We start from the raw sequence: 12,887 nt of genomic DNA on the forward strand, positions 1-12,887 counted from the left end.
TGTGGCCTACGAGCAGGCGCTGGCCAAGTACGAGCCCGTGCTCGGCTTGGAGACCCACATCGAACTGGGCACCGCCTCCAAGATGTTCTGCTCCTGCCCCACGGCGTTCGGCGCGGAGCCCAACACCCAGGTGTGCCCGGTCTGCCTCGCGCTCCCCGGCTCGCTGCCGGTCGTCAACCGGAAGGCCGTCGAGAGCGCCATCCGGCTGGGGCTCGCCCTCGACTGCTCGATCGCCCCCTGGGGCCGGTTCGCCCGGAAGAACTACTTCTACCCGGACATGCCGAAGAACTACCAGATCAGCCAGTACGACGAGCCGATCTGCGCCGACGGCCACCTCGACGTCACCGTCGACACGCCCGAGGGCCCGCGCGTCTTCCGCGTGGACATCGAGCGCGTCCACATGGAGGAGGACACCGGCAAGACCTCCCACGTGGGCGGGGCCACCGGGCGCATCCACGGAGCCGACTACTCGATCGTCGACTACAACCGCGCGGGCATCCCGCTGCTGGAGATCGTCACCAAGCCCATCACCGGCACCGGTGAGCTCGCCCCCCTGGTCGCCCGCGCCTACGCCGCCGAACTGCGCGACCTGGCCCGCTCCCTGGGCATCTCCGACGTACGCATGGAGGAGGGCTCCATGCGCGTCGACGTGAACGTGTCCGTCAACGAGCGCGGCGCCGACGAGTGGGGCACCCGCAGCGAGACCAAGAACGTCAACTCGCTGCGCTCCGTCGAGCGCGCCGTCCGCTCCGAGATCGAGCGCCAGGCCGGTGTGCTGGACGCCGGGCAGAGGGTCGTCCAGGAGACCCGCCACTTCCAGGAGAACACCGGCCGCAGCATCTCCGGCCGCTCCAAGGAGGAGGCCCAGGACTACCGGTACTTCCCGGACCCCGACCTGGTCCCCGTCGCGCCCTCGCGGGAGTGGATCGAGGAGCTGCGCGCCACGCTGCCGGAACTGCCCGCCGCCCAGCGCGCCCGCGTGCGCGCCGAGTGGGACCTCTCGGACACCGAGCTGCGCGACCTCGTCAACGCCGACGCCATCGACCTGGTCGAGGCGACCGTGGCCGCGGGCGCGCCGTCGGCGGAGGCGCGCAAGCTGTGGCTGAACGAGCTGTCGCGCCGCGCCACCGAGCAGGAGGTCGAGCTCGCCGCCCTGCCGATCACCCCCGGCCAGGTGGCCCGGGTCATCGCGCTCGTCGCCGAGGGCACGCTCACCAACAAGCTGGCACGGCAGGTCGTCGAGGGCGTCCTGGCCGGAGAGGGTGAGCCGGACGCGGTCGTCGAGGCGCGCGGCCTCAAGGTGGTCAGCGACGACGGCGCGCTCGGCGCGGCCGTCGAGGAGGCGATCGCGGCCAACCCGGACGCGGCCGACAAGGTGCGCGGGGGCAAGGTCGCCGCGGCCGGCGCGCTCGTCGGCGCGGTCATGAAGGCCACGCGCGGGCAGGCCGACGCCGGCCGCGCCCGCGAGCTCATCCTGGAGAAGCTCGGCGCGAACTGAGCGCGCGCGGGTGTGCGCCGGGCTCCCGGCGCACACCCGATGTTCACGGAGCGTGATGGCTCCGACGTCAACTCTCAGTCGGTCCTCAATCGCTGTGTGACCTTGGTTGCGTAGGGTGGCCGAACATGGGGGTGCGCGCGCCCTCCCGGACCGCCGGTCGCTCCCGGTCCCAGGGCCCGGACGACCGGGTGCCGTGCCGCGCCCGGAGTCGAACGACACGAGGTTGGTGCCCCATGTCCGAGGAGAGAGCGCGACCGCGGCCGAGGGCCGCGGGCACCGCGCCCCGCACCCTGGGAGGTCGGTGATGGGCAGCAGGGCACGCCACCTGTGGCTGTCGGGCGTGGGCGCGGTCTTCCTGGTGCACGTCGCTCTGACGCTCGTGCCCACGGCCGGCGGGACGGTGGCCGCGGAGCTCGCCGAGTGGCCCACCGCCGTGGCGGCGGGGGTCGCGGGGGCGTCCCTGCTGTACGCCTCGCGTCGCTGGGCGGTCACCGGAGCGGACCAGGAGGCCCAGGCGGACGGAGCCGACGGTCCGGCCGCGCTGCGCAACCTGGCGTTCGCCGCCTTCGCCTGGTGCGCGGGCGGTCTCACGCACGGGATCACCGGTCTGCTCAGCTCCGGGTCCGTGTTCTCTCTCACGTTGGGTGACCTCTTCGCACTCGCCGCGTTGCCACTCTTCGTAGTCGGATTCACCAGGTTCGCGCCGTGGCCGGGCGGGCTCCGGACCGCGCTTCGGCACATCACCGACAGCTACGTCTGCGCCGCCGCCGTGTTCTCCGTGGTGTGGCTGCTGATCTTCGCGCCGCTGTACAGCGAGCTGGGCGAGGGCGCCGGTTTCCTCGGGTTCGCGCTGGTCTACCCGGTCGCCGACATCGTCGTGCTGTGCCTGTTGGTGCCCCTGGTGTTCATGTCGCCGCACAGCACGCGGCGGGCGGTGCTGTGGGCGATCGGCTCGCTGATCCTCATCGCCGGGGCGGACCTGATCGGCGCGATCACGCGGCTCACGGGTCCGCCCGTGGCCGGGGGCATCGAGTACCCGGTCAAGCTGCTCGGCTTCGCGCTCCTGGGCGCGCTCCCGTGGCTCGTGGAGCACCGCCAGGCCGCGACCCCGCGCCGGATCACCGGGCGGGGCCTGTACCGGTTCGCCCCCGAACTCGCGGCCATCGGCGCCGTGTCGGTGGCCACCGTGGTCCTGACCGTCGCCTCGCTCGCGCTGCCCGGGGTCGCCCCGGTGCTGCCGCTGGCCGCGGGGACCGCCGTCGTCGTGCTGCTCGTGCGTGTCCTGGGCATGCTGGAGGAGAACGCGACCCTGTCGCGCATGGTGCGCAACCGGGAGGGGCACTTCCACGAACTGGCGCGCAACAGCGGGGACGTCATCCTCATCCTGGACCGCGACGGGGGCGTCCACTACGTCAGTCCGGGCACGGCGGAGGCGTTCGGCTACCGGCTCGACGACGTGCTCGCCGCCCCGGTCACCGCGCTCGTCCACCCGGAGGACCTGACGCGCACGGAGGCCGTCACCGACCTGTTCACCGACCGGGGCAGCCAGGGCGTCCACCTGCGCCTGCGCGTGCGTGCGGCGGACGGGACCTGGCGGCACACCGAGTCGACGGTGTCCCTGTACGAGCAGCCGGGCGAGCCCGCGCGCCTGCTCGTGACCACGCGCGACATCAGCGCGCAGGTGGCGCTCCAGGACGAGGTGGAGCACCTGACCTTCCACGACGGCGTCACCGGGCTGCCGAACCGGGCGTACCTGGAGGAGCGGGCGAGCGACGTGCTCGCGCACCGCTCGATCAGCGACGAGCCCACGGGGGACATCGCGGTGATCTTCCTGGACCTGGACGGTTTCACCGCGGTCAACGACTCCGCCGGGCACGTGCGCGGCGACCACCTCCTGGGCCAGGCGGCCCGCAGGCTCCGCGGCGATCTGGACTCCACGGCCACGCTCGCCCGTTGGGGCGGCGACGAGTTCGCGGTCCTGGTCGAGGGGATGCCGCGCGCCCAACAGGTCGTGGACCTGGCCGAACGGCTGGGCCGGGCGATCGCGTCGGAGCCCTTTCCCGTCGCCGACCGGGACATCCTGCTGACGGCGAGCATCGGCGTGGCGTTCGCGGAGCCCACCATCGACAGCGGCGAGCTGCTGCGCAACGCCGACGTGGCGATGACGCGCGCCAAGGAGCGCGGGGCGGGCCACGTGGAGGTGTACGCCGCGCACATGCACGACACGGTGGTCTCGCGCCTGGAGCTCCAGATCCGGTTGCGCGAGGCGCTCGCCGGGGGCGAGTTCTTCCTGGAGTACCAGCCGATCGTCGACCTCGGGACCTCCCAGGTGACGGCGGTCGAGGCGCTCGTGCGGTGGAACCGCGACGGGGAGCCGGTCGGCCCGGACGCGTTCCTGGGCGCGGCCGAGGAGTCGGGGATGATCGTGCCCCTGGGCGAGTGGATCCTGCGCGAGGCCTGCGAGAAGGTCGCGGTGTGGCGCGTGTCGGACTGGGACATCGGGCTGTCGGTGAACCTGTCCGCCAAGCAGGTGCTGTCGCCGCGCTTCGTGGAGACCGTGGAGCGGATCCTCGCCGAGACGGGTCTGCCGGCGGAGGTGCTCACCCTGGAGGTGGACGAGGACGTCCTGCTGGGCGACGGCGGGGAGGCGGTCGAACGGCTCGGCGAGCTGCGCACGCTGGGCGTGCGCCTGGCCATCGACGACTACGGCATGGGCTACGCCTCCCTGGCGCACCTGCGCGAGCTGAGCGTGGACGCGATCAAGATCGACCCGTCGTTCACCGCCGACCTGGGCCGCGACGACACGGTCACGCTGCTCACCCACACCATCATCCAGCTCGGGCGCGACCTGGGCGTGCAGGTGGTGGCCGAGGGCATCGAACGCGCGGAGCAGCTCGAACAGCTGCGCGGCATGGGCTGCGACCACGGCCAGGGCTTCCTGGTGGCCCGTCCGATGCCCGCCAGCGGTGTGGAGGCGCTCGTCGGAGGCGAGGCGGGCGCGAGCCTGTAGCCGTACGCGTCCGGGCATCGGCGACATACCCGGACGTTGCGTCGTTCACCCGCGCGGAAGCCCGTGTACCGGCTACGTCGCCGCCATGCCCTCATTCCACCACGAGTTCCCCCTCGACCTGTTGCGGAACGACCCCGGTTTCGCGGCGGAGCTGCTCCAGGAGGCCACCGGGAGGCCGTTGCCCGAGCACACCCGGGTGCGCTGCGACGCCGCCGAGGCCACGAGCACGGCGTTCCCGTACATCAACTCGGACAACGTCGTGGTCTGCGAACGTCCGCCCCTCCCCGGCGAGGGCGACGAGCCGGTGCACGTGCTGGCGATCGTCACCGAGCCTCAACGCACGTGGGAGCCGCACAAGCTCTACACATGGCCCACCTACGTCACCTACACCCGTCTGCGTCTGAAGTGCCCGGTCGCCCTGCTGGTACTGACACCGACCTCGGCCCTGGCCCAGAGGTACGACGAGCCCATCGACATGGGCTGCGGCGAGGTCCGGCCCACGGTACTGGCCCTCGACACGCTCAAGCCCGTCACCGACAAGCGAGTGGCCGCCGACCACCCCGTGTTGACGGCCCTGGCCATCGCTGCCAATCCCACCGAGGACCGAGCCGCGCTGGAGGCCTTGTCGGTGGCCTTGCGAAGCCTCGATGCGTCGACGTCCTCGCTGTACTCTGACTATGTCCTCGCGGCGTTGTCCGCCGCGGCCCTGGGATCTCTGGAGGAGATCGTGAAGCTGCGCGACTACGAGTTCAAGACCGAGTTCATCGGTCGCCCCTTCCGTGAGGGAGAGACCCTGGGCCTCACCGAGGCGATCATCGAGGTTCTGGAAGCCCGGGATCTGGAGGTCAGCGATGAGGTCCGTCAGCGGATCGACGCCATGGCGGACCGCGAGACGCTACGTGCTTGGGTCCGTCGGGCCGCAACGGTTGACTGTGCCGAGGATCTGTTCCGCTGACCGTCGCGGGGATCCGTCCATGGGCTGGACGGGTCCCCGTCCGATCGGGACACGCGGAAGGCCTCCGGCGTGTTCTGTGTTACACGGCGCGGTGTGCTTGGTCGGGTTTGCCCTGCTCAACGCCGCAGCGTGTCAGCGTGGTCGGCCGGATGCTGACATTCGCGTCTCAATCAATGAGACAAAATGACGTTCTTGTTGACGCGCGGCCACTCCTTCGGTCACTGTTGTGATCGTGCAGAGCAACTCCCTGATTCTCGTACTTGGTCGGCGCGCCGCAGCCAGCTGACCTGGTTCTGCTGCGCGCCACCCCTCAACCGCATCGGCGGTGGGGGTTTTTTTATTGCCCGACCAGGCCGTCAGACCCACCACGCCAGAGCCGCAGTGCCGCTCTGGACCCTCGCTGAAGGATCTTGAGATGACCGAGCAGATGACCGGCGCCCAATCGCTGATCAGGTCGCTGGAGCACGCCGGCGTTGACACTGTCTTCGGGATTCCCGGTGGCGCCATCCTCCCCGCCTACGACCCCCTCTACGACTCGGCCAAGGTGCGCCACATCCTGATGCGCCACGAGCAGGGGGCGGGCCACGCGGCCGAGGGCTACGCCTACGCCACGGGTCGACCCGGGGTGTGCATGGCGACCAGCGGCCCCGGAGCGACCAACCTCGTCACGCCCCTCGCCGACGCGCACATGGACTCGGTTCCCATGGTCGCGATCACCGGCCAGGTGGCCTCCCCGATGATCGGCACGGACGCGTTCCAGGAAGCCGACATCTGCGGCATCACGATGCCGATCACCAAGCACAACTTCCTCGTCAAGGACGTCCGCGACATCCCGCGCACGGTCGCCGAGGCCTTCCACATCGCCTCCACCGGCCGCCCCGGCCCCGTCCTGGTGGACATCTCCAAGGACGCCCTCCAGGCCTCGGCGGACTTCGTCTGGCCCGAGCGCCTGGACCTGCCCGGCTACCGCCCGGTCACCAAGCCGCACGGCAAGCAGGTCCGCGAGGCCGCGCGGATGATCAGCGAGGCCAAGCGCCCGGTCCTGTACGTGGGCGGAGGCGTCCTGCGCGCCGGGGCCTCGGCCGAACTGCGGGTCCTGGCCGAACTGACCGGCGTGCCCGTGGTCACCACCCTCATGGCCCGCGGCGTCTTCCCCGACAGCCACCCGCTGTGCGTGGGCATGCCGGGCATGCACGGCGACGTCGCCGCCGTCGGCGCCCTCCAGAAGGCCGACCTGATCGTCGCCCTGGGCGCCCGCTTCGACGACCGCGTCACCGGACGACTGGACAGCTTCGCCCCGGACGCCAAGGTCGTCCACGCCGACATCGACCCGGCGGAGATCTCCAAGAACCGCCACGCGGACGTCCCGATCGTCGGCGACTGCCGCGAGGTGCTGGCCGACCTGGTGGTCGCGGTCCGGGCCGACCAGGAGAAGGGCCGCCAGGGCGACTACGCCGCCTGGTGGAGCCAGCTCGACCGGCTGCGCACGACCTACCCGAAGGGCTTCGACGAGCCCACCGACGGCAGCCTGTCCCCGCAGGCCGTCATCCAGCGCCTGGGCAAGATCGCCGGACCCGACGCCAGCTACGTCGCCGGAGTCGGCCAGCACCAGATGTGGGCCGCCCAGTTCATCGACTACGAGCGCCCCGGAGCCTTCATGAACTCCGGCGGCCTCGGCACCATGGGCTTCTCGGTCCCGGCCGCGCTCGGCGCCAAGGTCGGCGACCCGGACCGCGTGGTGTGGTCGGTCGACGGCGACGGCTGCTTCCAGATGACCAACCAGGAGCTCGCCACCTGCGCGATCGAGGGCATCCCGATCAAGGTGGCCGTCGTCAACAACGGCAACCTGGGCATGGTCCGCCAGTGGCAGACCCTGTTCTACGAGGGGCGCTACTCCAACACCGACCTCCAGACCGCCCCCAAGGACGAGAAGGTGCGGATTCCCGACTTCGTCCGCCTCTCGGAGGCGTACGGTTGTGTCGGCCTGCGTTGCGAGCGCCCGGAGGACATCGACGCCACCATCGAGAAGGCCATGTCGATCGACGACGCCCCGGTCGTGGTGGACTTCACCGTGAACCACGACGCCATGGTCTGGCCGATGGTCGGCCCCGGTGTCAGCAACGACAACATCCAGTACGCGCGCGACATGGCGCCGAACTGGGAACACGAGGACTAGGAGAGGCCCGAACCACCATGAGCCGCCACACGCTTTCCGTTCTGGTGGAGGACACCCCGGGTATCCTCGCACGTGCCTCCTCCCTCTTCTCCCGCCGCGGGTTCAACATCGACTCGCTCAGTGTCAGCACCACTGAGTACGCGGGCCTGTCCCGGATGACGATCGTGGTCAACTGCGACCTCCACCCCTTGGAGCAGGTGACCAAGCAGCTCAACAAGCTGGTGAACGTCGTCAAGATCGTGGAGATGGACACCACCGCGTCGGTCCAGCGCGAGCTTCTGCTCGTCAAGGTCAAGGCCGACGCGTCCAGCCGCACCCACGTGCTTCAGACGGCCGAGCTGTTCCGCGCGCACGTCGTGGACGTCAGCCCGGACGTCGTCGTCATCGAGGCCACCGGTGATCCCGAGAAGCTCGATGCCCTGGTCAAGAACCTGGAGCCGTTCGGTATCAGGGAGCTCGTCAAGTCCGGTCTGGTCGCCCTGGGCCGCGGGCCCCGGTCGATCACCGACCGCTCCCTGCGCGCGGTCGACCGCAGCGCCTGAGAGTCCGCGCGGGCATCCGGACGCTGGTACCGAGCCCGGACACGAACGTAAGAATCAAGGAGAAACCCCAAGTGGCAGCACAGATGTACTACGACGACGCCGCGGACCTGGCGCTCATCCAGAGCAAGAAGGTCGCCGTGATCGGCTACGGCAGCCAGGGGCACGCCCACGCGCTGTCGCTGCGGGACTCGGGCGTCGACGTGCGGATCGGCCTGGCCGAGGGCTCCAAGAGCCGGGCCAAGGCCGAGGAGGAGGGGCTGCGCGTCCTCACCCCCGCCGAGGCCGCCCGTGAGGCCGACGTCATCATGATCCTGGTGCCGGACCACATCCACCGGGACCTGTACGCCAACGAGATCGCGCCCAACCTCGAGGCGGGCAACGCGCTCTTCTTCGGCCACGGCTTCAGCATCCGCTACGGCCTCATCACCCCGCCCGAGGGCGTCGACGTGGCGATGGTCGCCCCCAAGGGCCCGGGCCACCTGGTCCGCCGCCAGTACGAGGCCGGGCGCGGCGTGCCCTGCCTGGTCGCGGTCGAGAAGGACGCCAGCGGGCAGGCCTGGGACCTGGCGCTGTCCTGGGCCAAGGGCATCGGCGGCACCAAGGCGGGCGTCATCCGGACGACGTTCACCGAGGAGACCGAGACCGACCTGTTCGGTGAGCAGGCCGTCCTGTGCGGTGGCGCCGAGGAGCTGGTCAAGGCCGGTTTCGCCACCCTGGTCGAGGCGGGCTACCAGCCGGAGATCGCCTACTTCGAGTGCCTGCACGAGCTCAAGCTGATCGTCGACCTCATGTACGAGGGCGGCATCTCCAAGATGAACTGGTCGGTGTCGGACAACGCGGAGTACGGCGGCTACACCCGCGGCCCGCGCGTGGTCACCGAGCAGACCCGCGAGGAGATGCGCAAGATCCTGCGTGAGATCCAGGACGGCAGCTACGCCAAGGAGCTCATGGACGAGTTCGACGCCGGCCAGCCGACCTTCACCAAGCGTCGCGAGGCCGAGCAGAACGAGCCGATCGAGAAGGTGGGCGCCCAGCTGCGCCCGCTCATGAGCTGGCTCAAGGCCTGACGATCCGGCGCCTCCGGGGCGGGTGACCACCCGCCCCGGACGCGTATTCGGGGTGGGGACCCCGGCGGATGGCGGAGCGGGCTCGTGCGCTCGATCCCCGACCCAGCGACCGACCAGCGGGCTTCCCTACTCCGGCAGTAGACTTTTGATCGGCCGTCACACCCGATGCGGGCCGCTCCCTCCACCCGTCCGGGTAGCACCACCCGAAAAGGAATCGTTGTGCCCAAACCCGCCGTACTCGTAGCGGAAGAACTCTCGCCCGCCGGAATCGCGCTGCTCGAAGAGGACTTCGAGGTCCGCCGCGTCGACGGGGCCGACCGCTCCCAGCTCCTCCCGGCCATCGCCGACGTCGACGCCGTCATCGTGCGCAGCGCGACCAAGATCGACGCCGAGGCTCTGGCCGCGGCCAACCGCCTCCAGGTGGTCGCCCGCGCCGGTGTCGGCCTGGACAACGTGGACGTGGACGCGGCCACCAAGGCGGGCGTCCTGGTGGTCAACGCCCCGACCTCCAACATCATCAGCGCCGCCGAGCAGGCGATCAACCTGCTGCTGGCCAGCGCGCGCAACACGGCCCCGGCGCACAACGCGCTCGTCAACGGGGAGTGGAAGCGCTCGAAGTACACGGGTGTGGAGCTGTACGAGAAGGTCGTCGGCATCGTCGGACTGGGCCGGATCGGCGCCCTGGTCGCCCAGCGGCTGTCGGCGTTCGGCACGAAGGTCATCGCCTACGACCCGTTCGTGCAGCCCGCCCGGGCCGCGCAGATCGGCGTGGAGATGACCACGCTGGACGACCTGCTGGAGCGCAGCGACTTCATCACCATCCACCTGCCCAAGAACAAGGACACGTTGGGCCTGATCAGCGACGAGGCGCTGAGCAAGGTCAAGCCGAACGTGCGGATCGTCAACGCCGCGCGCGGTGGGATCCTCGACGAGGACGCGCTGTACCGGGCGCTCAAGGACGGTCGCGTCGCGGGCGCCGGCATCGACGTCTTCGCCAAGGAGCCGTGCACGGACAGCCCGCTGTTCGAGTTCGAGAACGTCGTCGTGGCCCCGCACCTGGGCGCCAGCACCGCCGAGGCCCAGGAGAAGGCGGGCACGCAGGTGGCGCGCTCGGTGAAGCTGGCGCTGTCGGGCGAGTTCGTGCCCGACGCGGTGAACGTGCAGGGCACGGGTGTGGCCGAGGAGATCAAGCCGGGCCTGCCGCTCACGGAGAAGCTGGGTCGGGTGTTCACCTCCCTGTCGGGGACGATCGCCAGCCGGATCGACGTCGAGGTGCGCGGTGAGATCGCCGCCCACGACGTCAAGGTGCTGGAGCTCGCCGCGCTCAAGGGCGTGTTCGCCGACGTGGTCGAGGACACGGTGACGTTCGTCAACGCCCCGCTGCTGGCCAAGGAGCGCGGCGTCGAGGTCAACCTCGTGACCAGTGACGACAACAGCGACTGGCGCAACCTCATCACCGTGCGCGGTGTGCTCGCCGACGGGCAGCGGGTGTCGGTTTCGGGCACCCTGACCGGTCCCCGCCAGGTCGAGAAGCTGGTGGAGATCAACAACTACGGCATGGAGATCAGCCTCAGCGAGCACATGGTGTTCCTCTCCTACGAGGACCGCCCGGGCATCGTGGGCAAGGTCGGCGCGCTGCTGGGCGACGCCGGGGTCAACATCGCGGGCATGCAGGTCATCCGGGACCAGGAGGGCGGCAAGGCGCTCATCGCCCTGACCGTGGACTCCGCGGTGCCGGACGACGTCCTGGCCTCGATCTCGGCCGAGATCGAGGCGGACGTCACCCGCCAGGTCGACCTGGAGGACTGAGGGACGGGGGGCGTCCACAGGCGTGGCTCCTTCCGTGTCCGGTGTTCGCCGGACGGGAGGACCGTTCTCTGTCGCTCCCCCGATCGGCGCTGGGCCGTGCCACGACCGTGGCGCGGCCCTTCTGCGTACCGGAGCCGAGGCAGTGAGCCCCTCTGACCTGCGGCGACACGCGTTTGTCCCACATGTTGAGATGTCCTGGTCAAATACTTGGACATCCGATATTCTGTCGTCCTAGGAGTCAGCGGTCCGGATCCACCGTCCGGCGCCGCCGCCCACCGCCCCGCCCGCCCGAACCGGGCCCGCGACGGCGGCATCCGGCAGTCGATCCCGCCGGGGCGAACCGCTCCTTCTTCCGTGGCCATCGCCGCCCACGCCCGAGGCGCTCCGGCGTCCGGGGCCGCACGGCCGCCGCGCCCCGCTCCGCGTGGCTCCGCCGCACGCATCCACAGCCGACAGTGCCCTTCCCGGCCGCCGTCGCGCGTCGCACCCGGAGGATCACATGTACGACCTGGTCGAGTACCCGTCCACGCCCGACACCGAGGACGAGGTCCACCGCGCGCTCCAGGGCGCGCTGGACCGCAGGGACGGCGGAGGTCCGCTGGACCGCTAGGCTTGTCTCATCCACTGTTCAACCTGATCTCGCCATGTGAGACACGCGGGGTCCGTTCGAGTTAGAGGCAGTCCGTATGGCAGCGCGCACGGTGAAACTGGCCGTCATCCCCGGTGACGGGATCGGTCCCGAGGTGGTCGGCGAGGGGCTCAAGGTCCTGGAGGCCGTCGCCCCGCAGCACGGCCTCGCCATCGAGGCCACCGAGTACGAGCTGGGCGCCAGGCTCTGGCACAGGACCGGTGAGACGCTGCCCGACTCCGTCGAGGCCGAACTGCGCGAGCACGAGGCGATCCTCCTGGGCGCCGTCGGCGACCCCAGCGTCCCCAGCGGCGTCCTGGAGCGCGGCCTCCTGCTGCGCCTGCGCTTCGACTTCGACCACTACGTCAACCTCCGCCCCGTGCGCCTCTTCCCGGGCGTGGAGAGCCCGCTGGCGGGCGTCTCGCCCGAGGACATCGACATGCTCGTCGTGCGCGAGGGCACCGAGGGCCCCTACGCCGGAGCCGGGGGCGTGCTGCGCAAGGGCACCCCGCACGAGATCGCCACCCAGGACAGCGTCAACACCCGCTTCGGGGTCGAGCGCGTCGTCCGCTACGCCTTCGAGAAGGCCGCCGCCCGTCCGCGCAGGAAGCTCACCCTGGTCCACAAGGACAACGTCCTGACCTTCGCCGGCGAGCTCTGGCAGCGCGTCGTGCGCGAGGTCGGCGCCGAGTACCCGCAGGTCGCCGTCGACTACTGCCACGTCGACGCGGCCGCCATGTTCTTCGTCAACCAGCCCGCGCGCTTCGACGTCGTGGTCACCGACAACCTGTTCGGCGACATCATCACCGACATCGGCGCCGCCGTCACCGGGGGCATCGGGCTCGCCGCCAGCGGCAACGTCAACCCCGACAACGCCTTCCCCAGCATGTTCGAGCCGGTCCACGGCTCCGCCCCCGACATCGCGGGCCAGGGCAAGGCCGATCCCACCGCCACGGTGCTGTCGGTCGCCACCATGCTGGACCACCTCGGGGTGCCCGAGGCCGCCCGCCGGATCGAGGACGCGGTCGCCGCGGACCTCAAGACCCGTGCGCAGGGCGACAAGGCGCGCTCCACCTCCCAGATCGGCGACGACCTCGCCGCGCGAGTAGGCGAGCAGGGCTGACACGACGCCGTCGGCCCTGCCCCTCCACGCGGGCGCGGCCGTCGGCCGGAACCACCGACACACGCTGACGGGCGCGCCC

8 protein-coding genes are annotated in these 12,887 nt (G+C 70.7%); all 8 read left to right on the top strand.

Annotated elements, in window-relative coordinates; all coding sequences use genetic code 11:
- Position 1: 1 nt before the first annotated feature.
- The 8 genes from gatB to ACIBFB_RS14800 all read left to right on the top strand — a co-directional run bounded on the left by gatB (position 2) and on the right by ACIBFB_RS14800 (position 12,808).
- Positions 2–1,498, top strand: a complete 1,497-nt coding sequence (gene gatB, locus ACIBFB_RS14765) for an Asp-tRNA(Asn)/Glu-tRNA(Gln) amidotransferase subunit GatB (RefSeq protein WP_397230208.1) — start codon at positions 2–4, stop codon at positions 1,496–1,498.
- 304 nt (positions 1,499–1,802) lie between these two features.
- Complete coding sequence (locus ACIBFB_RS14770) at positions 1,803–4,508, top strand: putative bifunctional diguanylate cyclase/phosphodiesterase (protein WP_397230210.1); 2,706 nt, start codon at positions 1,803–1,805, stop codon at positions 4,506–4,508.
- A gap of 85 nt (positions 4,509–4,593) precedes the next feature.
- Positions 4,594–5,463 (top strand): hypothetical protein, encoded by an 870-nt coding sequence (locus ACIBFB_RS14775; protein WP_397230212.1) that lies wholly within the window; start codon positions 4,594–4,596, stop codon positions 5,461–5,463.
- A 400-nt stretch (positions 5,464–5,863) separates the two neighbouring features.
- Complete coding sequence (locus tag ACIBFB_RS14780) at positions 5,864–7,639, top strand: acetolactate synthase large subunit (protein ID WP_397230596.1); 1,776 nt, start codon at positions 5,864–5,866, stop codon at positions 7,637–7,639.
- Between the two features lie 17 nt (positions 7,640–7,656).
- A complete protein-coding gene (ilvN, locus tag ACIBFB_RS14785; RefSeq protein WP_075927147.1) occupies positions 7,657–8,181 on the top strand; it encodes an acetolactate synthase small subunit in 525 nt (174 codons plus the stop codon).
- Positions 8,182–8,252: 71 nt separating this feature from the next.
- Positions 8,253–9,248, top strand: coding sequence for a ketol-acid reductoisomerase (gene ilvC / locus ACIBFB_RS14790; protein ID WP_358566336.1), 996 nt, complete (start codon positions 8,253–8,255; stop codon positions 9,246–9,248).
- Positions 9,249–9,467: 219 nt separating this feature from the next.
- Positions 9,468–11,057, top strand: coding sequence for a phosphoglycerate dehydrogenase (serA, locus tag ACIBFB_RS14795; RefSeq protein WP_397230217.1), 1,590 nt, complete (start codon positions 9,468–9,470; stop codon positions 11,055–11,057).
- Between the two features lie 686 nt (positions 11,058–11,743).
- Positions 11,744–12,808, top strand: coding sequence for a 3-isopropylmalate dehydrogenase (locus ACIBFB_RS14800; protein WP_397230219.1), 1,065 nt, complete (start codon positions 11,744–11,746; stop codon positions 12,806–12,808).
- Positions 12,809–12,887: the final 79 nt, after the last annotated feature.

The organism is Nocardiopsis sp. NPDC050513 (genome assembly GCF_044457925.1).
GTDB lineage: Bacteria > Actinomycetota > Actinomycetes > Streptosporangiales > Streptosporangiaceae > Nocardiopsis.

Coding starts and splice junctions, on each gene's coding strand:
- ACIBFB_RS14770 (WP_397230210.1), top strand. CDS start 1,803: ATGGGCAGCAGGGCACGCCACCTGTGGCTGTCGGGCGTGGGCGCGGTC.
- ACIBFB_RS14800 (WP_397230219.1), top strand. CDS start 11,744: ATGGCAGCGCGCACGGTGAAACTGGCCGTCATCCCCGGTGACGGGATC.
- ACIBFB_RS14775 (WP_397230212.1), top strand. CDS start 4,594: ATGCCCTCATTCCACCACGAGTTCCCCCTCGACCTGTTGCGGAACGAC.
- ilvN (WP_075927147.1), top strand. CDS start 7,657: ATGAGCCGCCACACGCTTTCCGTTCTGGTGGAGGACACCCCGGGTATC.